This window comes from Rhodococcus sp. 05-340-2 (assembly GCF_002258915.1).
Taxonomy (GTDB): domain Bacteria; phylum Actinomycetota; class Actinomycetes; order Mycobacteriales; family Mycobacteriaceae; genus Rhodococcoides.
On the sequence record NZ_NOYU01000025.1, the window covers coordinates 238,453 to 263,234 of the forward strand.

23 protein-coding genes are annotated in these 24,782 nt (G+C 64.9%); 8 read left to right on the forward strand and 15 right to left on the reverse strand.

Translation table 11 applies throughout. The features are described from left to right. Positions 1–18: 18 nt before the first annotated feature. On the forward strand, positions 19–1,899 hold the full coding sequence (locus CH271_RS13890; RefSeq protein ID WP_256986409.1) for an HNH endonuclease signature motif containing protein: 1,881 nt from the start codon (positions 19–21) through the stop codon (positions 1,897–1,899). Positions 1,900–1,996: 97 nt separating this feature from the next. On the opposite strand, the gene CH271_RS13895 is transcribed toward CH271_RS13890, so the two are convergent. The 3 genes from CH271_RS13895 to CH271_RS13905 all read right to left on the reverse strand — a co-directional run bounded on the left by CH271_RS13895 (position 1,997) and on the right by CH271_RS13905 (position 6,328). After that, entirely contained in the window at positions 1,997–4,069 is a 2,073-nt protein-coding gene (locus CH271_RS13895; protein ID WP_218828494.1) for an ArnT family glycosyltransferase, read from the reverse strand. Between the two features lie 102 nt (positions 4,070–4,171). After that, a complete protein-coding gene (locus CH271_RS13900; protein ID WP_256986410.1) occupies positions 4,172–4,852 on the reverse strand; it encodes a class F sortase in 681 nt (226 codons plus the stop codon). 3 nt (positions 4,853–4,855) lie between these two features. Then, positions 4,856–6,328 (reverse strand): ice-binding family protein, encoded by a 1,473-nt coding sequence (locus CH271_RS13905; protein WP_256986411.1) that lies wholly within the window; start codon positions 6,326–6,328, stop codon positions 4,856–4,858. A gap of 410 nt (positions 6,329–6,738) precedes the next feature. Between CH271_RS13905 and CH271_RS13910 the strand changes: the two genes are divergently transcribed. Further along, positions 6,739–7,467 carry a TetR/AcrR family transcriptional regulator C-terminal domain-containing protein gene (locus tag CH271_RS13910; RefSeq protein WP_037191334.1) on the forward strand — a complete coding sequence of 243 codons (729 nt, stop codon included), beginning with the start codon at positions 6,739–6,741 and terminating at the stop codon, positions 7,465–7,467. Positions 7,468–7,618: 151 nt separating this feature from the next. Here the strand turns inward: CH271_RS13910 and CH271_RS13915 are convergent, their stop codons facing one another. Continuing rightward, on the reverse strand, positions 7,619–9,313 hold the full coding sequence (locus tag CH271_RS13915; protein ID WP_037191333.1) for an MDR family MFS transporter: 1,695 nt from the start codon (positions 9,311–9,313) through the stop codon (positions 7,619–7,621). A 92-nt stretch (positions 9,314–9,405) separates the two neighbouring features. After that, on the reverse strand, positions 9,406–10,695 hold the full coding sequence (locus CH271_RS13920; RefSeq protein ID WP_094633942.1) for an MFS transporter: 1,290 nt from the start codon (positions 10,693–10,695) through the stop codon (positions 9,406–9,408). Positions 10,696–10,787: 92 nt separating this feature from the next. Here CH271_RS13920 and aroQ point away from each other — a divergent pair, with 92 nt between their 5' ends. The 5 genes from aroQ (at position 10,788) to CH271_RS13945 (ending at position 15,086) form a co-directional block, all read left to right on the forward strand. Further along, positions 10,788–11,222, forward strand: coding sequence for a type II 3-dehydroquinate dehydratase (gene aroQ / locus CH271_RS13925; RefSeq protein WP_037191330.1), 435 nt, complete (start codon positions 10,788–10,790; stop codon positions 11,220–11,222). A 48-nt stretch (positions 11,223–11,270) separates the two neighbouring features. Then, entirely contained in the window at positions 11,271–12,026 is a 756-nt protein-coding gene (locus CH271_RS13930) for a DsbA family protein (protein WP_252342064.1), read from the forward strand. Between the two features lie 19 nt (positions 12,027–12,045). Beyond that, positions 12,046–12,618, forward strand: coding sequence for a vitamin K epoxide reductase family protein (locus tag CH271_RS13935; protein WP_037191329.1), 573 nt, complete (start codon positions 12,046–12,048; stop codon positions 12,616–12,618). A 119-nt stretch (positions 12,619–12,737) separates the two neighbouring features. Then, complete coding sequence (locus CH271_RS13940) at positions 12,738–14,273, forward strand: C40 family peptidase (RefSeq protein WP_094633943.1); 1,536 nt, start codon at positions 12,738–12,740, stop codon at positions 14,271–14,273. Between the two features lie 21 nt (positions 14,274–14,294). Then, positions 14,295–15,086, forward strand: a complete 792-nt coding sequence (locus CH271_RS13945) for an acyl-[acyl-carrier-protein] thioesterase (RefSeq protein ID WP_373453556.1) — start codon at positions 14,295–14,297, stop codon at positions 15,084–15,086. On the opposite strand, the gene CH271_RS13950 is transcribed toward CH271_RS13945, so the two are convergent. The 7 genes from CH271_RS13950 to CH271_RS13980 all read right to left on the reverse strand — a co-directional run bounded on the left by CH271_RS13950 (position 14,990) and on the right by CH271_RS13980 (position 22,169). Beyond that, complete coding sequence (locus tag CH271_RS13950) at positions 14,990–16,444, reverse strand: AMP-binding protein (RefSeq protein WP_256986412.1); 1,455 nt, start codon at positions 16,442–16,444, stop codon at positions 14,990–14,992. The genes CH271_RS13945 and CH271_RS13950 overlap by 97 nt on opposite strands. Next, on the reverse strand, positions 16,428–17,084 hold the full coding sequence (locus tag CH271_RS13955) for an energy-coupling factor transporter transmembrane component T family protein (RefSeq protein WP_037191326.1): 657 nt from the start codon (positions 17,082–17,084) through the stop codon (positions 16,428–16,430). Before CH271_RS13955 ends, CH271_RS13950 begins: the two co-directional genes overlap by 17 nt. Continuing rightward, entirely contained in the window at positions 17,081–17,761 is a 681-nt protein-coding gene (locus tag CH271_RS13960) for an energy-coupling factor ABC transporter ATP-binding protein (protein ID WP_037191323.1), read from the reverse strand. Before CH271_RS13960 ends, CH271_RS13955 begins: the two co-directional genes overlap by 4 nt. A 24-nt stretch (positions 17,762–17,785) precedes the next feature. Then, the gene (locus CH271_RS13965) at positions 17,786–18,904 is read right to left on the reverse strand and encodes a thiolase family protein (protein ID WP_094633945.1); all 1,119 of its coding nucleotides are present in this window, start codon (positions 18,902–18,904) and stop codon (positions 17,786–17,788) included. An 11-nt stretch (positions 18,905–18,915) separates the two neighbouring features. Further along, a complete protein-coding gene (locus CH271_RS13970; protein ID WP_094633946.1) occupies positions 18,916–20,073 on the reverse strand; it encodes an AMP-binding protein in 1,158 nt (385 codons plus the stop codon). Next, positions 20,070–20,621, reverse strand: coding sequence for a biotin transporter BioY (locus CH271_RS13975; RefSeq protein WP_176460787.1), 552 nt, complete (start codon positions 20,619–20,621; stop codon positions 20,070–20,072). The genes CH271_RS13970 and CH271_RS13975 overlap by 4 nt, the downstream gene beginning before the upstream one ends. Before the next feature lie 105 nt (positions 20,622–20,726). Continuing rightward, positions 20,727–22,169: a DUF222 domain-containing protein gene (locus CH271_RS13980; protein WP_094633947.1), complete on the reverse strand. Its 1,443-nt coding sequence runs from the start codon at positions 22,167–22,169 to the stop codon at positions 20,727–20,729. Positions 22,170–22,243: 74 nt separating this feature from the next. Here CH271_RS13980 and CH271_RS13985 point away from each other — a divergent pair, with 74 nt between their 5' ends. Continuing rightward, positions 22,244–22,753: a GNAT family N-acetyltransferase gene (locus CH271_RS13985; RefSeq protein ID WP_094633948.1), complete on the forward strand. Its 510-nt coding sequence runs from the start codon at positions 22,244–22,246 to the stop codon at positions 22,751–22,753. On the opposite strand, the gene CH271_RS13990 is transcribed toward CH271_RS13985, so the two are convergent. From CH271_RS13990 to CH271_RS14000, 3 genes are all read right to left on the reverse strand, one after another. After that, complete coding sequence (locus CH271_RS13990) at positions 22,743–23,690, reverse strand: CPBP family intramembrane glutamic endopeptidase (RefSeq protein ID WP_094633949.1); 948 nt, start codon at positions 23,688–23,690, stop codon at positions 22,743–22,745. The two genes, CH271_RS13985 and CH271_RS13990, sit on opposite strands and share 11 nt — an antisense overlap. A gap of 105 nt (positions 23,691–23,795) precedes the next feature. Further along, positions 23,796–24,047, reverse strand: coding sequence for a hypothetical protein (locus CH271_RS13995; protein ID WP_094633950.1), 252 nt, complete (start codon positions 24,045–24,047; stop codon positions 23,796–23,798). A gap of 34 nt (positions 24,048–24,081) precedes the next feature. Continuing rightward, positions 24,082–24,723 (reverse strand): GAP family protein, encoded by a 642-nt coding sequence (locus CH271_RS14000; protein ID WP_179274583.1) that lies wholly within the window; start codon positions 24,721–24,723, stop codon positions 24,082–24,084. Positions 24,724–24,782: the final 59 nt, after the last annotated feature.

Consider the following 24,782-nt stretch of genomic DNA (forward strand, 5'->3'; position numbering starts at 1 on the left):
CGGTAGGTTGGTGTATGGGTGCCACTTCTCCAATCCTTCTTCAGTGCAATGGAATTGGAGTTGACCGGCATCGAATTCCGCATTACCATCGAACATGCGTTCTACTTCCAGTGGGAACACATGCCGGGGGGCGACTACACAATGACCACATATAGCTCGACACGCAGTCGATTCGCGGCCTATCTCGGGCCGCAATCGAAGCCGTACATCGAGGCTGCTTCTCTGGCCGAGATTCGAGATGTCGCGACGCTGGAGAATCAGGCGTGCGCACGGAAAGTGGCTGTAGCCGCTGCCATCTGGGACTCATGCATCCATCAGAACGTTCTGGTCGGTGACATCATTCAGGATGCCGGCAATTACGCGGCGTCGGAGATTGCGCACGTTCTGGGTTGCTCGAAGACCGTAGCGAACACGTACGCCGAGATCGGCATGGACTTACGGCTCCGGCTTCCAGATGTTGCAGCAGCGTTCGAGGCCGGCGAACTCGACCTGCCCCGGGTCCGCGCGATATACCGGTGCACCCACAATCTGACGCAGGACGCGGCGACGGCCGTCCAAGGGGAGGTTCTGCACGCTGCCCGACGCCTGTCACCGGGTCCGCTGGCGACGGAAATCTGGTCGATCATGTACCGCATCGCACCCGAGCAGGCTGCCGCTCTGCGCAAGGACTTGGAACGGCACACCAACGTCACGTACACCGACAAAGACGTGCTCTCGACGCTCAAAGCCGACCTCACCGCCGCCGACGCCGCAGCTGCTTGGCAGTTGATCAACGAGATGGCCGCGACCGTGTGCCGACGTGATCCGCGAAACAAGGGGCAGAAGCGTGCCGCAGCGTATGTTGCTCTGCTGCAGCAAGAGTCGTCGATGGCATGCATGTGCGAACCCGATGACGACAATCCGTGCACGGCCGATACAGTGTGTCCTGATCGACGCGCCCCACTGACGGTGATCACCGTCGACCTCGCCACTCTCGCCGGTCTGCTGTCCAGTCCTGCTCACCTTGCCGGTCACGGACCCATCGATGCCGAATACGCCCGGGAACTAGCAGACAACGCACACTGGCAGATCCTCCTCACCGAAGCCCGCAATTTGGCGGAGAAACTCGGCTACGGCGAAGACCTGGAGTCACTCGTAAACCTCGATACCGACAATGGCACGGGCACTGAAGACAAGGGCGCCGAAAGCAGCGCCGACAGCGGCAGCAGGTCGCAGGTGGTGTTTCATCCGCTGGGACGCAGTCGTCGTCGCGTCGGCGGTTCGGTTCCTCGGCCCCCGAAGTCCGCACAACCACCGCGAAGCACCTGTGTCGCCACACCGTATCGGGGCACTTACACCTTTGTTGCCGAACGCGAAGCGGCCATCACCGCAGATCCCGCTCTTGGGCTCGCGCTCCACCCGGACGGTCACGGAGGTCTCGTGTTGCCGCCACCCGGAGCCCTCGTATATCGCCCGACTGTTTCACTGGCGGAACGCATTCGATATCGCGACCGCACGTGCCGGCACCCCGGCTGCGATGTCCCGGCCCAGCGATGCGAGATCGACCACATCGTTCCGTACTTTCATCGCGACCCCGAGTCCGGCGGCTGGACCATCGACACCAACCTGCACTGCCTGTGCCGCTACCACCACAGTCTCAAGACCATGGGGTTGTGGACGCCGGTGATGCTCGCCGGCGGTGTCGAGTTCTGGGTCTCGAATGCCGGCACCACCGCGATCACTGTTCCCGGCACCACGCAACTCGCGGACCTGAGCCATCTGCCCGTCGTCCATCGCAGACCCAAAGGTGAAGCGATGCAGGCAGATACCCCGAGCCTCGAGATAGTCCAGCCGCTGCCCGCGCCGGTACCTACGTCGGCACCTACGTCGGCACCCGACGATGATCCTCCGCCTTTCTGATCGATCACGGGTCAGTACCACGGGTCAGTACACAGAAGTTCCACCGCAGTCGAAGCGTCTGCGGTGGAACAACTGTGCCCAATCGGCGTCGCGGGTGTCAGCCCGTGTAGGTGCTGAGGTCGTACACCGTCGCGCTGCCGACGGTGCTGGCGGTGAAGTTCGCCTCGACCCATTCCTGAATCTGCGAGGAAGTACTCGCGGAGTCACCGCCCATGCCGCCGCGCGCCATTCCGCCACCCATTCCGCCCGACACGTAGTACGCCACCTCGTGATTGGAGACGTACTCGATGAACTCGTCGAGAGTCGGGGTGGGATCGCCGCTCCATCCGCCGATCGCCATCACTGCCGTATCGGACGCCAACTCGTATCCGGCTGCAGACATCGAACCGTTCACAGCAGCGGACCACCGCGTGGTCGTGGACTCGAGCAGAGCCGTCAACTCCTCGTCGGTCTCACCCATACCGCCCATCGACATACCGCTCGGCAGGTCGCCGCTGCCGAAGCCGGCCGGAAGATCGGCGGCATCAGCCGGCATGCTCGCATCATCGCCCGACGCAGCATCAGCCGGCATCGCATCGCCCGGCATCGCTCCCGTCGGCATACCACCACTCGGCATTCCACCGCCCGGCATGCCGCCAGGGCCTCCGTCGCTGACTGCACCTGTCGGGCCCGCGGTGGGGACGGAACCACTGTGTGCGTTGGTCGTCGTGGCGATGGCGTACGACGCGCCGCCGCCGAGACCGGCCACGGCTCCGAGGATCAACGCAGCGGCAGTGAGCTTTCGGTAGCGCCCGGCGAGCAGAATCATCACGGCCGCGACGATGGTCCCCACCAACAGAATCCATTTCAACGCAGGCAGCCAGTCCGCGTTGCGGTGCAGCAGCACCCAACTCCAGGTACCGGCCGCAATCATCATCGTTGCCATACCTGCTCTGCCCCAGATGGATTCGCGTCGAAGCCACAGTGCATAGCCGCCGGTTCCGATCATGCCCGCAAGTGCAGGAGCGAGCGCGACGGTGTAGTACGGGTGAATCGTGCCGGACATGTAGCTGAAGATCAGCGCCGTCACCAGGAACCAACCGCCCCACAGAATCAGGGACGCACGCAGCAGATCGGTACGTGGCGCTCGGCCACGAGCGATCAACCCGAAGACCAGCGCCACCAGGGCCGCCGGGATGAGCCAGGAGATCTGGATTCCCATCTCGCTGCCGAACAGTCGGTCAAGACCGGTCGACCCTCCGAAGCTGGACCCGGCTGCCCCGGCACTCATTCCGGCCGGAGCCTCCATGCCGCCACCGCCGGTGTTACCGAAGATTCGGCCGAGGCCGTTGTACCCGAGCACCAGATCCATCACGGTGTTGTCGGTGGACCCGCCGATGTACGGTCGGGCGTTCTCCGGCCACAGCTGAACCGTCAACACCCACCACCCCGCAGCGACGATCAGCGCCGCGAACGCGCCGACGAGGTGCAGCAACCGTGCCCGTAACTGCGCCTGTCCTGCAACGAGATACGTGAGACCGAACGCCGGCAACACCAGCAGCCCCTGCAACATCTTTGTCAGGAAGGCGAACCCGAGCGCCACGCCGGCGAAGGCCAGCCACATCGCGGCCCGTCGTCCGGCAGCCGTCTGCAGAGATCGCACCACGAAGTAGCCGCCGAGTGTCATGAGGAGGACCAACAGCGCGTCGGGATTGTCGAAATCGAACATCAACGCCGCCGCCGGAACCGACGCCAGAGTGAAGCCGGCGAGCAACCCGGCAGTGGGGTTCGCGACCCGCTTGACCGCGGCATACACCGTCGCCACAGAGGCGACACCCATCAATGCCTGCGGCAGAAGCAAACTGAAGCTCGAGAACCCGAACACACGAGCCGACAGTCCCATCACCCACAGTGCGGCCGGTGGCTTGTCCACGGTGATGAAGTTCTCGGAATCGAGCGATCCGAAGAACCACGCCGTCCAGTCCTTGGTACCGGCCTGTACCGCCGCGGCGTAGAACGAGTTCGCGTAACCACTTGCGGTCAGGTTCCACAGGTACAGGGTTGCGGTGGCCGCGAGCAGAACCAGTAACCCGAGCAGGTGCCGGCGGCGATACAGCCACCCGTTCTGCCGGGACGGCTGGCGGGCATGCGATGGAGGCATCGCGCCCGGTCGGTCGAGTTGGGCAGTCATCGCAGATCCTGTTCGTCGAAGTTGTCGACTACGAGAATGTGCGATGGACCGTCGGCCACGCTGGGAGCAGCCTGCGAACTTGCTGTGAGCGAAAGACCTCGCTCAGACGCGATCGGCGTACACGACGATGTTGTCGTCGTAACTCGAGATGTCCGAGTCGAATTGACCGCCGCAGGTGATCAATCGCAAGCCGGGGTGGTCGATGTCTCCGTAGACCTTGTCGGTGGGGAACGCATCCTTCGGGTACTGCTCCACCGCACTGACGACGAATCGGACCGTGTTGCCGTCCTGGCTGACGACGGTGACATCGTCGCCCTGTTCGAGTTCGCGGAGCCGGTAGAAGACGCCGGGGCTACCGCCCCAATCCACATGCCCCGCAACGATCGACGGTCCCAATTGCCCCGGAACCGGCGACCCGGTGTACCAGCCGGCGGGGAAACCACCCGCGGGAACTTCCATCGAGCCGTCCGGACGCAGACCCAGACCCATCACATCGGAATCAACGCCGATCGCACCGATCTCGAGCCGCGCGGGCGGTGACTCAGGAGCCGACGACGATTCGGCGGCAACCTCACCCGACGGGGCGACGGCGGCAGGAGCAGGAGAAACCGAGGACATCGAATCGTTCTGCGACAGGCCGGGATCCGAGGGCGTTGCGCAGCCGGCAACCAGCGACAGCAGCAGAAGGAACGCCGCTGCCACCGCCCGCACCACGACCCGGTGTCGGGTCGTGGTGCGGGCGGTTTCGGCCAGAGGTATCGATACCTCGACGGTAGGTCTCACCGATCAGTGCCGACGACGAGTCAGAGTCAAGGCAGAGACTGCACCGACCGCAAGCACGGCCAGCAACGTCCAGATCGCAACGAACGGCGTTGTGTCAGAGGATGACACAGTGCTGCCGTCACCGGTGTCGACGCCACCGTTCGGGATCTGTGTGATCTGCCCACCCGGGTTGTACGTGCCCGGCTGATCCGGGCCACCCGGTGTGCTCGGCTGGTTGGGCTGATCAGGAGTGTTGGGGGTGTTCGGAGTGTTGGGGGTGTTCGGAACGTTCGGCTGATTCGGCACGTTCGGCTGATTCGGCACGTTCGGCTGATTCGGAACGTTCGGCTGGTTCGGCACGTTCGGCTGGTTCGGAACGTTCGGCTGATTCGGCACGTTCGGCTGATTCGGCACGTTCGGCTGATTCGGCACGTTCGGCTGATTCGGCACGTTCGGCTGGTTCGGGATACCCGGGATCGGCGGGATCGTGATGCCGGGGACGGGAGGCAGGCCTGGGATCGGAGGTACTTCGATGACGATCGGCGGCGTTCCGCCACCGTCACCCGGGGTACCCGGTGTACCGCCGCCGTCACCGGGAGGCGTCGTGGTGACCGGAGGCGTGGTGGTCACCGGAGGCGTGGTGGTCACCGGAGGCGTTGTCGTGACCGGAGGCGTAGTGGTCACCGGGGGTGTCGTGGTCGTGGGGGGTGTTGTGGTCGTCGGCGGAATGACGGTTTCACAGTTCGGGCTGGTGATGCGGTTCGAGTCCAACGTCACGGCACCGTTCCTGGCGAGCAGGCGTCCGTCGACGGTGGCACCGGTGGTCGCGGTGATGGACGCCAGCGCCATGACGGTGCCGACGAACTGCGTGTCGGTGCCCAGTGTCGCGGAGCTGCCGATCTGCCAGAACACATTGCAGGGATTCGCTCCGTTGGTGAGCGATACCCGACTGTTGGAGGCAGTGATCAGCGTCGATGCCGCTTGGAAAATGAATACGGCATTCGAGTTGCCCTGCGCATCGAGTGTCAGGGTGCCGGTCAGGCCGAGAGTCCCCGATCCTCCGTACAGTCCGGCGAGAAGAGTTTGCCCACCGAGCTCCACTCCGACATTCGCCGGGCCGGTTCGACCGGCCGCATCGTTGTAGCCGACGGTGAGATCCGACTGTGCCTGTGCTGCAACGGTATCGCGGTCATGGATCACTCCACCCGTGACCAAGCCGGGCGGAAAGCCGGTGACACTCGGTGGTTCGCCCTCACCTGGACTGACGCCGACGTCGCCGCTGATGGTCGAGGTGCCGGTATTGGTGACGGTGGAGCCGGCCAGTACGGCGAAAGTCTCTGCGGTTCCGAGGCCCACGGTGGTGGGCTGGGCAACGGCGGGAGATGCAGTGATCATCATGAGTGCGCTGGTGGCCAGGGCAATTGTTCCTACGACGGGAATGAGCGTCTTGCTGCGGCCGGTGGTGGTGGACGCATGGGTGCGCTGCGAAGCATGCATGGATTACATACCGATCTGATGGTGGGGGACGAAGCGGGCTTGCTGCCTCGCTTCGTGGATCACGCACATCGATCCCCCGACGAGTTCGATTGCGCGGTAAGTTATCTCGCGACTTTCGACGATGTTCACTGGCATACACCAGGGGCGTCGAGGTCTCGCGGTCTGTGCACTTCGATGGCATCGCGTGCCGACTTTTCTGCAACACGCGATAGGAGTGAGAGGTAGGCGGAGGCTCCTGGCCCACTCCGCAACAAAGAGTTTCCCCGTATCTCTACGGTGTAGAGCTACAGCACACCACGTGTACTCTCACGGGTCAAGCGAAAATGCCTGCAGGACAACAAGTTTGTTTTCGGGTCTGATAACCTTCGATATACCGCTTAGTTCTGATTCCGGAAAGGTGGTGACGCTCGTTGTCACCGTCCAATCGCACGGGCCCACACGTCAAGGACAAGATCGACCGCGAATACGTGGTGTCCGCAGCTCTGTCCATCGTCGACCGAACCGGCCTGGACAGCCTGTCCATTCGCAGCCTGGCGTCGTCGATCGATCGCGATCCGATGACGGTGTACCGATATCTCCCGACGAAGGAGGCACTGCTCGACGCCATCGCCGACGCGATACTCAGCCCGCTCGTCACGGTCGATGTGACCGACCCCGATTGGCAGGGACAGCTGAGAATCTTCGCCCGGCACTATCGCTGTCTTGCACTCGAGCATCCGCACGCGGTAATTCTGCTGTCCACTCGCCCCCATCGAACGCCGCTCGGGCTGGGCACCACCAGATCTTTGAGGTCGTTGGAGGGCGTACTGGCACTGTTGACCGCCGCCGGGTTCACCGTGCCCCAGGCATTGTCGACGTACCGGATGCTGAAATCTTTCCTACGGGGACACCTGTTGAGCGAGACGCAGGAGATGCCCGAGAAACCCGACGAGACCGGAGATCGGCTGACCCTCGCCTTGCGCCGCCTCCCCACCGCCGAATTTCCGCTGCTGTCCACGCTTCCAGCGCTGATCACCGAATACGACGGTGCCCTCGAGCTCGAGCGTGGACTCGACGTGTTGTTCGAGGGTCTCGGGCGCACGGCCGAGACCGTCACGCCCGCCGGATCGGGGCAAACGTCTGCACTGGGTCACGGGTGAGGAAGTCCACCGAAATCGCGTTGCACAGCTCGGGCGTCAGCGCCGGCTCTGCGCTGTGCATGTCGTCGAGCCTGCGCACGCCGCGTACCACGTCCGCACCGGACCGAGCTGTACCCAGTTCCCAGAACTCACGGCGTCGGAATTCACGACGTCAAAGTAGACCCGTACCCGCTTCGTTCGCTCGTTCTTCGTCACGCTGCTGCTGCGCCGCAGCCAGCCCCGACATCGTCCGCAGCGGCACCTCCTTGAGGAACAACACCAGCACGAAGCCGATGACCATCAGGATCGACACGGCGAGGAACACGTAGTCCATGGCGTCGGAGAACCCGATCCGGAACGGCTCGGCCAGTGCGGGTTCGAGCTTTTGGATGAACGAGCTGTCCTGCAACGCACTACCTGCGACGGAGGCGTCACCCGACGCTATCGCCTGGGCGAAACCGGATTCCAGCGGGTCGGAACTGGTTGCGGCGCTCTGCACTGCCTGCTGGAACTCCGGCGTCGAACTCGCGGCAATCAGTGCATCGCCGGTCTTCGGGGTCAGCTGGGTGAACAGCATCGACAGGAAGACGGCAACACCCACCGTCGCACCGATCTGCCGGAAGAACGTTGCAGCAGACGTGGATACACCCATGTCCTTGGGCGGCATCGCATTCTGGATGGCCAGGGTCAGCGGCTGCATCATCGAACCGAGCCCGAGGCCGAACACGCCCATGACGATCATCGTCTGCCACAGCGGCGTATCGGCATGCACGTAATGGAAGACGAACATCGCGATCGCCATCAGTGCGGTACCGACGATCGGAAAGATCTTGTAGCGGCCCGTCTTCGAGATCATGCGACCCGAGACGATCGACGCGATCATCAGGGCACCGACGAGGGGCAGAGTCTGGTAGCCGGCCAGCGTCGGCGAGGAGCCCTTGACCACCTGCAGATACTGCGGCAGCAGCGAGATGCCGCCGAACATCGCCGCACCGGCAATGACACTGACAGCAATACACAACGAGAACAACGGGTTTCGGAAGAATCGCATGGGGATCAGGGCGTCGTCGCCCATCTTGATCTCGGCGAGCACGAACGCGATGACGCCGACGATGCCGATTCCGAAGCACAACAGGGCCCGAGGCGAACTCCATCCCCACACGCGTCCCTGCTCGGCGATGATGAGCAGCGGTACGAGGCCGACGCTGAGAAGCACTGCGCCCCACCAGTCGACGCGCGCCTCGCGGCGGTACACCGGCAGGTTCAGTACTCGCCACACCACCACGAGCGCGATGATGCCCAGCGGGACGTTGATGTAGAAGACCCAACGCCAGCCGGTGATTCCGAGGATCGACGACTGCCCGGCGAGCAGTCCACCGATGACCGGCCCGAGCACGCTGGACGTGCCGAACACGGCCAGGAAGTAGCCCTGGTACTTGGCACGTTCGCGCGGCGGCACGATATCGCCGATGATGGCCAGCGCCATCGACATCAGACCGCCCGCACCGAGGCCCTGGATGGCGCGGAAGGCGGCGAGCTCGTACATCGACGTGGCGATGCCGCACAGCATGGACCCGACGACGAAGATCGAGATGGCCGTCATGAAGAACGGCTTGCGTCCGTACAGGTCGGACAGCTTGCCGTAGAGCGGGGTCGAGACCGTCGAGGTGATGAGGTAGGCCGTGGTCACCCACGCCAGGACCGAGAACCCGTTGAGGTCGTCGGCGATGGTCCGGACGGACGTCGAGACGATGGTCTGGTCGAGGGCGGCGAGGAACATGCCCATCATCAGGCCCGACAGAATCGTCATGATCTCGCGATGCGAATACTCGCCGGTCGCGGGCTTCACTTCAGGCTCGGTAACCATCTCTTGGATTCACCTTTACATAGCATTTACTTGTGTCCTACAACGATATTCGGACCACCAGCATGCTCGCAGAACGCCGTCTCTGCAAAGGTTTATTTACGGCGAATCCGGTCTCGCACCTCACGCATCGTGTGTGGGTGAATGCCCTCGGCAGCGAGCACCCTACGAGTTTTGCGCCGCGTCAACAGAACCCCGGTGATCGCGATGATCCACACCGGGAACTGCGCGAGGAACGCCACCCGGAAGCCGTCGAACGTGTAACCACCCATCGCGTCGAGAATCCATCCGATCGCCGCGATCACCAACAGCGACGCCAGGAAGCCACCGATGTTCACCATCCCCTGCGCCGTCCCCAGATTGGCGCTCGGATTGAACGTGCGGGCGAGGTCGAAACCGATCACCGAACCGGGGCCACCCACCGAGATCACCACGACGAGCAGCACCAGCAACCACAGCGGAGCAGGTCCGGGCAATGCCAACACGATCGCCCACATGGTCGCGTTGCTGATCATGATCGCCAGCACCAGCCACGACCGTCGCATCGGGTACCGCCCGGTGAGAACACCCACCACGATGCCCGACGCCACCGCGGACGCCACCGACACCGTCAGCAACGCTCCGGCCGTCGATGCCGACAGCCCTTGTGCCGACGTCAGATACGGCACACCCCAGAGCAACGCGAACACCGTGATCGAGAACTGAGTACCCATATGGGAGAAGAAGCCGAGCCGGGTGCCGGGGCGTCGCCACACGTCCGCAATGGAGACGAGGGTCTGTCGAAGCGTCGTCGGCTCGAACGCGGGGGCAGCTCCGTCGTCGGGGCGATCTCTGACGAGCGCGAGAACCAGTACGAGTGCAAGGAGCCCGAGCGCAGCCGCGCTACCGAACGCGAACGTCCAACCGGGTCCGTTCAACAGGATCAGGAACGGGACCGCCGAGAGCACCTGGCCGAGCTGGCCGAGCAAGCCGGTCAGCTGCGAGACGATCGGCACTCGCCGCGGCGTGAACCACACCGGCACCAACCGCAGCACCGAGATGAAGGTGAGAGCATCGCCGACTCCGACGAACGCGCGTGCGACCACCGCGACCGGGAGCGACTCCGTCAGCGCCAACGTGATCTGTGCCGACGCCATGATCAGCGCGCCTGCGGCGATCATCTTCCGCGAACCGATGCGATCCAGCAGCACCCCGGCCGGGATCTGCATCCCCGCGTACACGATCACCTGCAGCACAACGAACGACGACAGCAGCGACGGCGACACCGAGAACCGATCCGCCGCACTCAGTCCGGCGACGCCGAACGACGTTCGATGCAGCACTCCGATGATGTAGGCGAAGACACCGATGCCCCACACCACCCAGACCGTCTTGCCAGTACTCACCGGACGATTGTGTCAACCACGCTGTGGAATAGTCGGAGCCGGTAGTACCCGAAGCAGGCAGTAGTACCCGAAGCAGGAAATGGAGTGACGCGATGGCCAAGCAGGTGTTGGTGCTCAACGGTCCGAATCTGAACATGCTCGGAACCCGGCAGCCCGAGGTCTACGGCCACGCCACCCTCGCCGACGTCGTCACCCTGTGCGAGAAGACCGCCGCCGAGCACGGACTCACCGTCCAGACCGAGCAGTCCAATCACGAGGGACAGCTCATCGACTGGATCCACGCGGCCCGCGGGGTGGCGTCGGGCATCGTCATCAACCCGGGCGGGTTGACGCACACGTCCGTGGCGCTGCGCGACGCACTCGTCATCCCGGAGGTGCCGATCATCGAGGTGCACATTTCCAACGTGCACGCCCGCGAGGAGTTTCGGCACCACTCCTTCGTCTCCCCCATCGCCAGCGGCGTCATCGCCGGACTCGGGATCGACGGATACCGATTCGCCATCCAGCGCCTCGCCGCTCTCATCTGACGCCAGCTCTCATCCGACGCTCAGGATCGACTGCCTAAACTGGTCGCCGTGAACACGAGCAAGAACGTCTCCAAAGACATCAAGGCCATGCAGAACGGTGACAAGAATCGTCGGACTCTCGTTCAGGTCGTCGTCGCAGTCGTTCTGATAGCGCTCGTGGCGGCAATTGCCCTCTTCATCGTCAACAAGGATTCGACGTCGGGGGATGCATCGTCCGCGGCAGGCTCCGGCGCGACCGGGGCCCAGCTCACCCCCACGACCTTGACGGACAACGGTGCCATCCGATTCGGCAACCCCGACGCCACCACCGTCGTCAGCGTCGTCGAGGACTTCCAGTGCCCGGCGTGCAAGAACTTCGAGTCCATCAGCGGATCGACGCTGCAACAGTTGGCCGAGGCAGGCAACGTCGCCGTCGACTACCGACCCATCTCCATTCTCGACCGGTTCTCGAACGGGACCATGTACTCGACCCGCGCGGCCGGTGCCTCCATCTGCGTCGCCGAGAACGACCGCGACAACTGGATGAGCTGGCACACCGCCATGTTCGAGCAGCAGCCGTCCGAAGGCGGTACCGGACTGACCGATGACGAGCTCGTCGCGATCGCCGCCTCCGCAGGTGCCGACTCCCCCGCCATCGCGTCGTGCATCACCGACGGCAGCTACACCGATTGGGTCACCACCCAGACGCAGTCGGTCCTCGGCGAAGGCATCAACGGAACGCCGAACGTGCGCGTCAACGGCACCGACATCTCCAACCCGACGCCGGAGAACATCCTCGCTGCCGCTGCAGCAGCCGGTAACTGAGCAGCATCCGGTAATCGACATGAGAACCCGCGCAGGTGCCGCTGTCTTCACCCTGTTCAGCGCTTTCGGGTTACTCGCAGCGCTGACGCTGACGGTCGAGCGATTCAAACTGCTCGAGGACGCGTCGTACGTCCCGTCGTGCAGCCTGAATCCGGTGCTCTCGTGCGGTTCGGTGATGGTGACGAAACAGGCGGCGCTCTTCGGTTTTCCGAACCCCATCCTGGGCATCGCCGCGTTCTCGGTGGCGCTCGTCGCCGGGGTGCTCTGGCTCGGCCGCGTAGAACTGCCCCACTGGTTCTGGCTCGGACTGAGTGCAGGCCTGCTGCTCGGCGAAGTCTTCGTGCACTGGCTGATCTTCCAGAGCCTGTACGAGATCAATGCCCTGTGCCCCTATTGCATGGTGGTGTGGGCGGTGACGATGCCGTTGTTCGTGCTCGCTCTGAGCCGATTGGTCGGCTCCGGCCCGAACAACGGCGGCACAGTCGGCCGTCTCTTCCTGGAATGGCGCTGGACGCTGCTCGCGGTGTGGTACGCAATCGTCGTCGCGCTCATCGGAATCCGCTTCTCGGACTACTGGGCATCCCTGCTCTGACAGTTTCGCAAAACTCATGAGTCGAACGTCTGCACCGTGCATGATGGGTGCAGCACCCGAGTGAGACTGATCACAGCTCCTGGCTCGGGGAAGATCGTTCGAGTAGCAGGAGTCGATACATGGCAGGCGATCCATTCGCAGTCATCGTTGCCGTCATCGTGTCAGCCGCCGGTGTAGTCGCCGGAACCGACGCCCCGGCTCCGATTCCCGATCAGGCGGTGCAGGATCAGGCGGCGGAGATCGCGGCCAACGCCGAGGATCAGGCGAAGACGATGAGCGATCAGTGGACCGAGCTACTGGGCACCATGCCCGAACCGGCCGCCGACATCGCCGATCGCACCCTCTCCGACGCCGCCGAAGGCTTGCACACCGCCGCCGAACCGATGCTCCCCGACCTACCGACGGTGGAAGACATCCAAGCAGTCGGCACAGAAGCAGCCGACACAGAACCAGCCGGCACAGCAGCCGGCGATACGGCAGCGGTGCCGACCGCGCCGGGAGATGCACTGGCCGCCACCACAGCCGCGGCCGTAGCTGCTGCCGGCTCCCCCTCCACGCCACTGCCGTTCAGTGTGTTCTCCTCGAATGCGGTGTCCACCACCGCAGCCGCACTCGGGGCCGGTGCCGTTCAATTCGCCGGCCGTACGTACACCGCCGCCGATATCGCCACCCAGACCGCGTTCATGGCGTCGGCCGAGGCCATCAGGCGCGCGCTGTTTCCCGGTCAACCCGCCACGTTCACCGGAATCAATGTGGGCTCGATCGGTTTGGGTGCGGTGGGAGCCATCACCGCCTTCGTGCCGTGGCTGCAGAAGGCAGGCAACATCTGCGGCGGCGTCAAAGCGACGACCATCGCGGCACTGTATGCCGCCGAGAACGGTTTTCGGCACGGCCCCACTGCTCCGGTCTCGAGCACCGGCGCGCAGGGGCCGGGTCAGTTCATGCCCGGCACGTGGGCGACGTACGGCAAGGACTACGACGGCAACGGCGTCACCGACGTCAACAGCATCGGTGATTCGGTGATGGCGTCGGGCACACTGCTGTGCGACATCTACGGACAGGTCGACGGTTGGAAGCGCGAGGGCAAAGTGTCCGGTGACACCTTGGATCTGACCCTGGCCGGATACAACGCAGGCGCGGGAGCTGTACTGCGATCGGGCGGTATGCCCTCGGGCACAGTCGATTACGAGACTCAGACCAAGCCGTACGTGTCTCGCATCAGAGCGACCGAAGCGCAGTTCGCCGCCATCCTCACCCCGTTCGCCGGACTCGACCTCACCGGAATCGGCGGCCGATCGGTGCAGCTGGCGATGGACTACCTGGGATTGCCGTACGTATGGGGCGGCGGAAACATCAACGGACCGTCCGGCGGCGGATTCGACTGCTCGGGCCTGACGTCGTATGCCCTCTACAAGGCCTCGGGAGGAAAGGTCACCTTGCCCCGAACCTCGGAAACTCAGTGGAACGTGGGCACCGAGATCCCTATGGAGCTCGCGCAACCGGGCGATCTGCTGTTCGGAAACTTCGGACCGGCCGGGCCGGGCCACGTGGCGATCTACATGGGCAACGGCCAGATGGTGCACGCTCCCACCACCGGGGACGTGGTGCGCGTGGCACCGGTGTTCGACGGTATGCGCGCCCGTCACATCGTCTAGGTGCGCGCGTACAGTGCGGTCGTGACCAATGCACGCGTGGAACCGGCCGGCTTCGACGACGAACTGGCACCGGAGCCGCCGCCCGGTGAAGGCTTCGAGACCAACTGGCCGGTGCGGACCGGCGACATCGATCCGAGCAACCGACTACGGTTCGACGGCGTTGCCCGCTACCTGCAGGACATCGGTACCGACAACCTCGACGCCACTCCCCTGGGCAAGACGGATCCCATGTGGATCGTGCGGCGCACCGTCATCGATGTGTTCGAGCCGATCCATTTCCCGGACCGAGTGCACATGCGGCGCTGGTGTTCCTCGATGTCGACCCGATGGTCCAACATGCGGGTGGCACTGACGACACCGAAGGGTGGACGCATCGAGACCGAGGGCTTCTGGATCAACATCAGCAAGGACACCGGAATGCCGACCCGCATCAGCGACGGTGCCCTGGAAATGCTGGCGCGAACCACCGATCAACACCGGTTGCGCTGGAAGGCATGGCTGACCGAGCCGGTGCCGGCGGAATCTCACGGGGACGTTCAATTCCCTTTGCGCGCAACCGATATCGACCCGTTCAACCACCTCAACAACGCCGCATACTGGCATGCGATCGAGGAGTTGCTGGTGGACGTGCCGGAGCTGGCCGCGGCACCGCACCGCGCCGTCATCGAATACCTGACCCCGGTGCTGGCGGGTGAACGCGTCACTCTGCGCCACCGCTACGACGGCGGCGCGTTGACCGTCTGGTTCGTCGTCACAGGAGCGTCGGGCGAGCCGACGGTCCGCACCGTGGCCAAGGTTGCACCCAAGGCGTGACGGTCGAGCTTGCCGCGTGGTGTGCGGGGCAGCGAATCCACGACGGCGATCACCACCGGCAGGCTGGGACCCGGCAGCACGGTGCGTAGGTGGCGGCGGATCCGATCCACGGATATCGGATCGGTTTGCGCAACAACCACTCCGGCCGCGGGCTCCGCACCGGTTCGGTCGTGGGGCAAGCCGACCACCCCGGCCTCGAGCACACCGGGGATCGACAACAGTGCCGCTTCGATCGGAGCCAGCTCGACGTTGAGTCCGGCTCGAACGATCGTCTCGCTGTCGCGGCCGTGCAAGATCAGTCGTCCCTCTTCGACACTGCCGCGATCGCCGACGGTCATCCACCCGTCGACCGGCCCGTTCGTCAGGGTCGTGTGGCCTCCCACTCGGCTCAGGTAGCCGTCGAACAGCATGTCGCTGCGCACGTGCAGCAGCTCGTCCCTGATCTCGACCTCGACCCCGTCGAACAGCTGTCCGCTGACCTCGGTGCCTGTGATTTCGCGTCGGTCGTAGGAGACGAAACTGAGCTCGGACGCCCCGTAGAAGTGCGTCGTGGTTGCCTTCGGTAGCGCTCTCGCCAGCGCCGCTCGACCCGACTGCGGCCATCGCGCCGCGGACGAGAGCACCTCGCGGACACTGTCCGATCGCACTCCCGAGCGAGCGATGTCCCAGGCGATGGTCGGTACCGAATACAGATGTGTCGGAGCATCTTCGAGAGCGACCGGCACCTTGCGTAGGTCCACCGTCGCACCCCGGGTCAGCCCGTGCAACGCACCGTAGAGAAAGTGGGTGTGATCGAGGGTGCCGGGTGCGGACACCCGATCGCCTGGACCGAGATCGAACAGTGCGTCGGAGCGGTCCAGCGTGGCAGCCCACGACGCCTGATTGCGCACGAACAACTTGGGCGGGCCGGTGGTTCCGGAGGTGACGCCCACGAGCAACTCGGAATTCGCTGCGGAAGTGGAGATGGCGGCGATCGGGTCGGCAGCCACGTCCTCGGGTGCGAACACGTCGACTGCGCCCCAGCCACGCAATCTCGCGTGCTGACGCGGATGCGCGGCAATCAGCGAGGGCTCGCACACCGCCGTGACATCGGCGAATTCATGAGCCAGCAGATGTCGATGCAGCAGTACGACACTCACTCCGGCATGCATCGCCGCGACGACGACCACCAATGACCCGATATCCGACGTCGGCAGTACCGCAATACGACGCATCCCTGCCACTGCGGTCGCCGCGCGTGTCACCCGAGCCCAGAATTCCCGGTAGGAGATCTCCCCGGTCGAGTCGACGACGGCTGACCCGCGACGGTCGGAATGCTGCGCTATTCGGGCGGCGAGGAGCTCACTTGTGGTCATCATCATCTACACCGTCGTCATCTACACCGTCATCATCGACACCGTCATCATCGACACCGCGGGCGACGAGGGCGTCTCCCATCGCGTCGGCGGTGCGCAGAGCACGCACCAGGACCGGCGTTGCCAGTGCCGTCATCGACCACTGCAGTCCGCGTGCTTTGCGGGCCTGCGACACCTCTTGGACGATGGACGCGAGCAGCGGGATGCATCGAATGGCCAGGGCCAAGAGCAGTCCGATGCGATCCGGATCGACGCCGAAGCGTCGGACGGGGCCGAGCGCTCGGGTGACGGTATCGAGCATGTCGGTCACCCGGGTGGTGAGGGTGACCAGAGCCGCCAGAGCAACGGAGATCACCAGCACCCCGCACACCACAACGGCGCGCTGCCAGGTGGTGATGATCACCTGGAACACGCCGATGATCAACAACATCCACAGCACCGGACGCAGCTGCGCCAGTGCAACTTTCGCCGGAATGCGGGCCACCGCGAACAAAGCCGCGACCAGCAGCGCCACCACGCCCACTTCGAGCGGAGTACGCGCGAAGATCACCGTCGCCAAGATCGCGAAGATCAGCGCCAGCAGCTTCGATCCCGGGCTCATCCGGTGCAGCAGCGAGGTGCCGGGCCGGTAGAGACCGATCATCCGATCAGCTCCCGATAGGCCGGGACCGCGGCGGCGGGGGTGCCGTCGAATGCGATGCGGCCGTCGTCGATGACGATGACGCGCTCGAAGCTGTCCAGCAGTGCCAGTTGATGGGTCACGACGATGACTTGCTGGTCCATGGAATCCAGAGCCTGCGCGACGACGCGTCCGTTGCGCAGATCGAGCAGCGTCGTCGGTTCGTCGGCAACGACCACCTCCGGTCGTCGAATGAGGACGGCACCGATCGCCAGCAGTTGTTTCTGTCCACCGGAGAGCAGGTGCGCCGGATGGTCGCGGTGCTGATCGAGACGGAAGCGGACGAGAATCTCTTCCACCCGCTCGGCCACCTCGGCCTTGCTCAAACCGGACCTGCGGAGAGAGAACGCGAGATCCTCTGCGACAGTGGGCATCACGATCTGCGAATCGGGATCGGTGAACACGAAGCCGACCTTCTTGCGAACCTGCGCCCCCTTCTTCGCGGCATCGACGCCGTCGACCGTGACGCGGCCCGTATCGGGCTTGATCAGACCGTTGATCATCCGCGCGAGCGTCGACTTGCCCGAACCGTTGGAACCGATGATGCCGATTCGGCGCTCGTCGAATTCGAGGTCGATGCTGTGCAGCACCTGCCGTTCCCCGAACGAGTGCGAAATGTTCTCGAACTTGACTGTGCTCATATGACCCTGCTCATGTAACCCTGCTCATGTCGCTCGTTCCACCAGCATCGCTATTCCTTGCCCGCCGCCGATGGCGCAGGCCGCCAGGCCCAGTGCCGGGCCCCCGGGTTGCAGCATTCGAGAGGCCAACCGTACCAGCAGAATTGCGCCCGACGCTCCCCACGGGTGCCCCATCGCGATGGCTCCACCCTCCGGACAGATGCGGCCCTCGTCGAGGCCCAATTCATCCGAGACCGCGAGCACGACCGACGCGAAAGCCTCGGTGATCTCGACGGTGTCGATGTCGGCGAGGCTCACCCCGGTGCGGGCGAGCAGCTTCTCGATCGCCGGCACCGGACCCAGTCCCGGAAGAGCCGGGTCGGACCCTGCGACCGCGCTGCCGAGGATGCGCAACGCCGGCATCCCGGCTGCCCGCTCGGCCGTGGTGACGGCCAGAACTGCTGCGCCGTCCGATATTCCGCACGAGTTTCCCGCGGTCACGGTGCCGTCGGAGGCGAACGTGGGGCGCAGTCTGCCGAGCCGCTGGGCAGTCATGTTGGGGCGGATGCGCTCGTCGGTTACGACATCGTTCACCGTGACGATCTCGGCCGAGAAATCGCAGGCCGCCGCGCGCGCGAACGACCGTGCAGCGTAGGCATCTTGGCGTTCGCGCCCGATACCTCGGATTCGCGCGAGGTCGTCCGCTGCCACACCCATGTCCGGGTCCGCGAAGCCGGGCGGAGCGAACGGCGCTCGGGTGTAGCGGACGGGTTCTGCGCCGTCGACCGGTGGCCAGAATCTCCACGGGCTGGTGCTGGCAGACTCGACGCCACCGGCCAGTATCAGCGTCTCCTCGCCGCTGCGGATGCGGGACGCGGCCTGCGCCACCGCGTCGAGCCCGGATCCGCACTGCCGATCGACGGTGACGCCGGGAACGCCGACGCCGAGGCACGCGAGCAGAGACGAGACACGTGCAACGTCGCCGCCGGGACCGAGACAGTTGCCGAGAATCACGTCGTCGATCGGAATTTCGAGCGAACCGATCTCTGCTGCAACAGCTTTCAGCACCGGCGCGGCGAGGTTCGGGGCGGTGACATCGGCGAAGCCGTGCCCGGCGATACCGATTGCCGAACGTTTCGCCGCGACGATAACGGGGACATTCACAGGAGCGACATTCACAGCAGGGCCCTTCGGGCGATCTTGCCGTTGGAGGTACGAGGCAACTGCTGTACCACCGTCCAGCGTCGCGGCAGCGCCTCTTTCGCCATGATTGCGCGAGCGTCGGCGCGCACGAGGTCGAGGTCGCGGGTTCCGTCGAGTTCGATGACAGCAGAGACCGTTTCGCCGAGAACCGCGTGTGGTGTGCCGATCGCTGCCGCAGCTCGGACGCCATCGAGTGCGGTCAGGATGTTCTCCACGTCCTCGGCGATCACGGTGGTTCCGCCCACGTTGATCGCTGCATCCCCGCGGCCGTGGACGAGGAGTTCGGGCCCGTTCAGTTCGGCCAGATCACCGACGCCGAACCAACCGCGCGCACCGAGCGCAGCGTACGGCGAACGAACGAACAGGTACCCGTCCTCGGTGCGTGCGTCGACGTCCCGAAGCAGTCTCAGTGACGAGTGTTCGCCCACCACCCTCGCCGCCACCAGTGACAGCTCCGCCGAGCCGTAGTACTCGACCAGCCTGATCTCTTGCGTCGAGGCGTTCTGTGCCGAGATCGTCTGCGCGGCAGCATCATCGAGGCCGGTTCCGGCAGCGACGGCAACTCGTGCATGGGGCATCCCGCGGAGGACATCACGGAGTACCGCAGGCACGGCATGGACAGCAGTGGCCTGCGAAGGATCGTCGGTGACGCATGCCCCGAGCCACAGTGCGTGCACCGCGGCGAACAGGTGCATCGTCGCGTGCAGCGGTCCGGTGATCAGTACGGTGTCGGTCGGTCGGATACCGGAGATGTCGGTGAACTCGGGGAAGCTGTCGACCCACGACGCGACCGTGCGAGCGAGCGGTTTCGGGCGGCCGGTGGAGCCCGAGGTCGCCACCAGGAGGAACGCGTCGGGATCGGTGTGCGCAGGGCGCTCGGGACGGGCGGCCGGGTCCTCCACTCGGACCGCGCTGCCCTGCCTGGCCGCCGCGAAGACGCAGATCAACGCGTCCGGCAGCTCCAGCGCTGACGCGTCGTGGGATCGAGCGCTGTGGGATCGAGCTCCGTGCACCGGGAGGTGAGGCCACCGCTCGACGGCTGCGTCGAGTTCGGCGTAGGTGAGTGTGCGACCCGCCCAGGAGATGGCGGTGTCGTTGTCGCGGCCTCGACCTCCCAGCGTGAGAGTCACGCCTTGATCAGGCCCGGGTACGCGCGGTGGACGCTCTTGGCGACGACGGTGGCGACGACGACCTTCGCGATGTCTCCCGGTAGGAACGGTCCGTTGGACGTGATGGCGGCCCAGAGTCCGACGTCCGTGCGCAGGACGAGCCCGATGATGCCGAATGCGTAGACGACGAGGATTCCGCCGACCGCGTTGATCAGCAGGCCGAGCGCGATCGAGTACTTGGGCAGGATCCGCGCAGTGAGCAGGCCGATCAGGAATGCGGCCGGAATCCAGCCGATGAGGTAGCCGACGGTCGGTCCGGCCATGGCGGCGAGACCGGTACGCCCGCCCGCCAGCAGCGGCAGACCGATCATCGTCAGCGCGAGAAACACCAGGACCGCGGCCGTGCCTTTGCGTGGTCCGAGGATCGCGCCCGACAGGATGATGCCGAGGGTCTGCAGGGTGATGGGGACGCCCGAGAACCCGACCGTGATCGATCCCGGCAGACCGAGCGCGGCGATGAGTGCTGCGAACACTGCGATCTGCGCCATGTCGCGGGCGGAGACGTTCATTCGCCCGACCTTACGGCTCGGCTGGCGAGTACTGCTGTCGACATCTGACACGGGTGACTCCTCGAGGAGTGGGGCGGCGAACTGCCCCAGAGACTTGAACGGCGTTCAAGGTAGCAGGCCAGCGGCCTGTGCCACACCGGCACGGGTGTTGTTCAGAAGGGTGGCGGGTCGTATCGGGTGCGGTCGTATCGAACGCGTGCATGGACGACGCGACAGTGTTCGAGGTAGGCCCGCCGCTTCTCCGCCAACCTTCTTCGGTCGATATCCGTTGTGGCAGAGCGATAGTCGTTCAGAGTCGGCGGCGTACACCCGCCGTACTCGAGCTCCCAGCGGGTGGGTTCGAGCAGGCTCGCTCCCGGCCTGGACGAGCCCCTTCGCCGTCGGCGAGATGCGCGGGGAGTCGCGATCGACAGCTCCGGCACCGCCTGAACCACCGTCGTCCGGACCACCGTCGTCCGGGCCACCACCGTCAGGGCCGTCATCGTCCCCACCGTCGCCGTCGCGGCCGTCGTCGTCCCGGCCGTCATCGTTCGATCCGTCATGGTTCGATCCGTCATCGTTCGATCCGTCGTCGCCCGTGTTTGTTTGTTCGGGCCTCAGCATCTCGACCAGCTCGGTCAGCAGCGCCTGCCACTTCGCGTCCGTGGCAACGATGCGCGCCACTTCGGGGTCGATGGGCGTCCCGTCGGCGAGGGTCGCGGGCTCCGAGGACAGTCCCAGCAGCGTCTCCACCGCCACCACGATCTGGAGGAGATGCCCGCGCCGAGGAGGAATGTCGTCGACAGCGCCGGCCACCGGGCAGTCGTCGCCGCGATCGCACTGACACGCGAGTGAATGCTCGCCGTGCAGCAACGCCATCAGACCCGCGGCCCGCAGCGTGCCCGTCGATCGTGGGTCGCCCTTGCAGACCGTCCCGACCATCTCGACGATGAGGGCATCCGCTTCCGCTGCTTCGAGATCGGTGATCTTCGCGATGAGCGACGCGATCCCGCCCGGACCGGTGCGGTCGATCCTCACGCCGACCTCCTCGGACTTCGCGGTCTCGCGGGCAGCTTCGGCACCGACCGGATCGGCCTTCATCCACAGCCGCCAGATCCGATTGCGTAGCGCCTGCGGACGCATTCGGCCACCCGAGGCACAGACCTCGTATTCGATCTTCGCGATCGTCTCGTCACTGGCACGATGCAGCACCGAGGTGATGGTGACCACCGTCGACCAGTCGAAGCTGCCGGTCACGAAACGCAAGGCGGTCAACGGCATTCGATGCAGACGCTCCGCGACATCGTGCACCACCGACGCATCACGACGCGTTCCGGTCATCGTCACGGCCAGATCGCACAGGGCACCGCGGACAGTCTCGCCCGGATCTCCGCCGGCAGCTTCGGCTGCCTCGAGGCGCATCTCGAGAACATCGCAGTACGCGAGCACGGTGGCCGCTCGAGCGAGATTCTCGTTGACACGGTTGAGTGCGATGACGTCGAGGAACCCCGCAATGCAGTCATCGACCGGCGGCGTCTCCGCCGCTCCCCACCCCCCGGTATCGAACATGAATTCGATGATACGAGAGGGGTCCGACAAGAAATTCCGAGAACAATTCGAGTCGTATCGGTATAACTGCAACGGTGGCCAGATACACGATCCGTGACATCCGCCCGGGCGACGAAGAACAGCTCGGCGCAGCGCACGTGGCGATCTGGAAGGCGACGTACACGGGAATGATGAACAGCGCCAAGCTCGATGCGATACGCCCTCGCGATCGCATCGAACGATGGGAGCGGATCATCGCCCGCCGCGACGAGGAGTCGAGCCGCGGTGTGCGGACCCGATGCGCCGTCGACACCAACGATTCACGCATCGTCGGTTTCGCCACCGGCGGCCCGCCACGCGACCTCGATCCGCCGGCGCCGACCGAACTGTGGTCACTGAACGTTGTACCCGAGCACCACGGCACCGGCCTCGCAACAGAACTCATGACCACCGTGATCGACCGGGAGGCATCCACATATCTGTGGGTGGCAGCGGCCAACGATCGCGCGGTGGCGTTCTACCGCAAGCATCGATTCGAGTTGGACGGCACCGAGAAGTTCGACCCGATCTGGGAGTGCCTCGAAGCCCGCATGGTCAGGGCTTGACGGGCGGTTCTCGTCGGGACTCGTCGGGATCGAGTTTCTCGGGGTTCAGGACCACCTCGGCCACCATCGGAGTCGTCTCGACGGTCGCATCGCCGTACCGAACGGCCACCGTATTCGGCAGGAACGCCTCCAGCGCCCGGGGGGCGAGCCACCACAACAGCGCTGCGAACAGGATCAGAATGTTGATCCCCTGCAGGACGGTCGCCGCATTCTCGGACGGAATCACGCGATCCAATACCTGGATGTTCATCACCAGTCCGTGGATGGCGATCAACACCCACAGTCGCCGGTAGCGGTAGAACACCCAGACCGCCGCGGCACCCCAGCACAGCGCCCACAGAAACCCGCCTCCACCGAAGTACATGTAGAGAAGGCCTCGCATCGTGGCCGACAGCGCCATGATCGCCCAGATCGGGAGTCGGCCCACCAGTAGCAACACCGGCAACGCCACCAGGATCGGCTCTTCGCGTAGACCCACGGCGAGCGCTGATACCACTGCGAGCCAATCGGACTCGACCGAGGCAGGAACCGAGAAGCTGAAGCGGACGATGTCCAGGCGAGACAACACGAGCAGCGAAGCGGACGCGGCACCGATCGCGGCACACCAGGTGAGCGCCGCCTTGCGCGCGGTGCCACTGCGGGCCGGCCACACCGCAGGCAGCTTCCGACGTCGAACGAAATACACGAGGGCGATCGCCACCGCTCCCACCACCACCTGCGCTGCACCGACCGCGAGATCGGCCCACTGATCCCCCATCGAGAGCGTCGGGGCGGGCGCGTCGGGTTCACGGAAGCGCCACAGCGCGCCCATCAGGCTCACCGAGTAGACGACAACCCAACCGGCCACCAGACCCAGGACCATCACCGTGGTGCCTGCAGCGGTCAGACCACGCCGAGGCGAGCGAGTAGCGAGCCCCGCGTCGACACCGGTCGTCACCAGGTCACCACCATTCCGCTCGTTACACCATCGCCGAACAGCTTGTCTATCACGCCTGGGCCGAGAATTCAGTACCGTCCCGGCGATACGAACCGGCGGTGCCACTCACGGCCGAGTGTCACGCTCGGACTCATCGCTCGAATCTTTCGTGCCGACGATGTCGTCTCGTAGTTCCGCGAGCAGCCCCTTCCTCGGGGTGCCGCGACGCGATTCCCATACGTCGACCATCGCGAGCACCACCAGAACACAGCCGATCGGGCCGCCCTGGAACCAGGAGAACCGCAGGTCCCAGAAGAACAGCGCCAGCACAGCTCCGACGACGACCACGACGATGCTGCCCGCATCTCTTGCTTTCATCGCTTCCCTTTCATCGATTCGGACCACAATCAGGTCAGACCAGGTTCAGTTCGATTGCCGCGTCCGCGGCCAGTAGCGCGCCCACCACGAGCAACACCGTCGCCCACACGCCCCCGCTCCAGCGATCCACGCGCCGGAGCAGCGCCGGCGCAATCGACGAAACACGTTCTTGCGCACACACTCTGGCGACGAGCAGCACGAAAGCGGGTGAGAGCATCACGAGCACATACGCCGCCAGAATCAACACCGAGAACCCCCATCCCAGTCCGGCATCACCCACCGCGTCGATCGCCGTGAAGTAGGGCAGCATCGTCGCCACCTCCACCGCGCCCACAGCGACGGCGAGCAGGACCACTCCCCGAACACCTGCCGGGGGCCGCGTCCACCACGCACTGCTCGGGACTCGCCGCCGACGGTCGCAGACCAGGCCCATGACCAGAACCGCAAGACCCACCGCCAACCGAATCCACGCGTCGCCTGGAATCGCCACGCTCGAGCCATCGGTGGCCGCCCACACGGCGATACCGACCCCGAGGTAAAACAGCCCCAACACACCCAGATGGAGCAGAACGACACGCGGCCGGAACGACGGCCGCAGCATCATCCACAGCGGAACCGCAAGAGTCCCGACGCCGATGCTGTCCACCAGCGCGAGCCCGATCAGCTGAATTGACACAGCTGTACCGTAACAGGATTTCAGCACAGTTGTATCAAAAAGATGTGGGCGTGCTAGAA

What these genes read in the sequence shown, in the direction of transcription:
- CH271_RS13915 (WP_037191333.1), bottom strand. Translation starts at nt 9,313, where the DNA reads ATGGTTACCGAGCCTGAAGTGAAGCCCGCGACCGGCGAGTATTCGCAT.
- aroQ (WP_037191330.1), top strand. Translation starts at nt 10,788, where the DNA reads ATGGCCAAGCAGGTGTTGGTGCTCAACGGTCCGAATCTGAACATGCTC.
- CH271_RS13950 (WP_256986412.1), bottom strand. Translation starts at nt 16,444, where the DNA reads ATGATGACCACAAGTGAGCTCCTCGCCGCCCGAATAGCGCAGCATTCC.
- CH271_RS13980 (WP_094633947.1), bottom strand. Translation starts at nt 22,169, where the DNA reads ATGTTCGATACCGGGGGGTGGGGAGCGGCGGAGACGCCGCCGGTCGAT.
- CH271_RS13935 (WP_037191329.1), top strand. Translation starts at nt 12,046, where the DNA reads ATGAGAACCCGCGCAGGTGCCGCTGTCTTCACCCTGTTCAGCGCTTTC.
- CH271_RS13975 (WP_176460787.1), bottom strand. Translation starts at nt 20,621, where the DNA reads ATGAACGTCTCCGCCCGCGACATGGCGCAGATCGCAGTGTTCGCAGCA.
- CH271_RS13905 (WP_256986411.1), bottom strand. Translation starts at nt 6,328, where the DNA reads ATGCATGCTTCGCAGCGCACCCATGCGTCCACCACCACCGGCCGCAGC.
- CH271_RS13895 (WP_218828494.1), bottom strand. Translation starts at nt 4,069, where the DNA reads ATGACTGCCCAACTCGACCGACCGGGCGCGATGCCTCCATCGCATGCC.
- CH271_RS13995 (WP_094633950.1), bottom strand. Translation starts at nt 24,047, where the DNA reads ATGAAAGCAAGAGATGCGGGCAGCATCGTCGTGGTCGTCGTCGGAGCT.
- CH271_RS13955 (WP_037191326.1), bottom strand. Translation starts at nt 17,084, where the DNA reads ATGATCGGTCTCTACCGGCCCGGCACCTCGCTGCTGCACCGGATGAGC.
- CH271_RS13940 (WP_094633943.1), top strand. Translation starts at nt 12,738, where the DNA reads ATGGCAGGCGATCCATTCGCAGTCATCGTTGCCGTCATCGTGTCAGCC.
- CH271_RS13960 (WP_037191323.1), bottom strand. Translation starts at nt 17,761, where the DNA reads ATGAGCACAGTCAAGTTCGAGAACATTTCGCACTCGTTCGGGGAACGG.